This window comes from Paraburkholderia sp. SIMBA_030, assembly GCF_046535245.1.
Taxonomy (GTDB): domain Bacteria; phylum Pseudomonadota; class Gammaproteobacteria; order Burkholderiales; family Burkholderiaceae; genus Paraburkholderia.
Genome location: NZ_JAWRXB010001446.1, coordinates 1 through 243 on the forward strand (window position 1 = coordinate 1; position 243 = coordinate 243).

General features: G+C 61.3%; 1 protein-coding gene. It reads right to left on the reverse strand.

Annotated features, from left to right (window positions below; genetic code table 11):
* Positions 1-243, reverse strand: a 243-nt coding sequence (locus tag SB772_RS44820) for an aldehyde dehydrogenase family protein (protein ID WP_410839129.1), incomplete at both ends; no start/stop codon positions are given.

Sequence of the window (243 nt, forward strand, 5' to 3'; positions counted from 1 at the left end):
CGGCAGCGTTGCCGGTCGGGGCGGTGCTGTCGTAGATCTTGTCGATCAGCTCGGCGTGCCAGCGGATGGTGTGGATGGTTTCCGGCACGTCGACGTTCTGGAATTCACTGACCGGCTTGCCGCTGTCCAACGCTTCCAGTACCGCCAGCTCATGGCTGTGGTCTTCCAGCAACTGGGCGAACTTCAGCAGGATGTGCTTGCGCTCACCCGGTTGCAGCTTGGACCACGAACCGTCTTCGAACA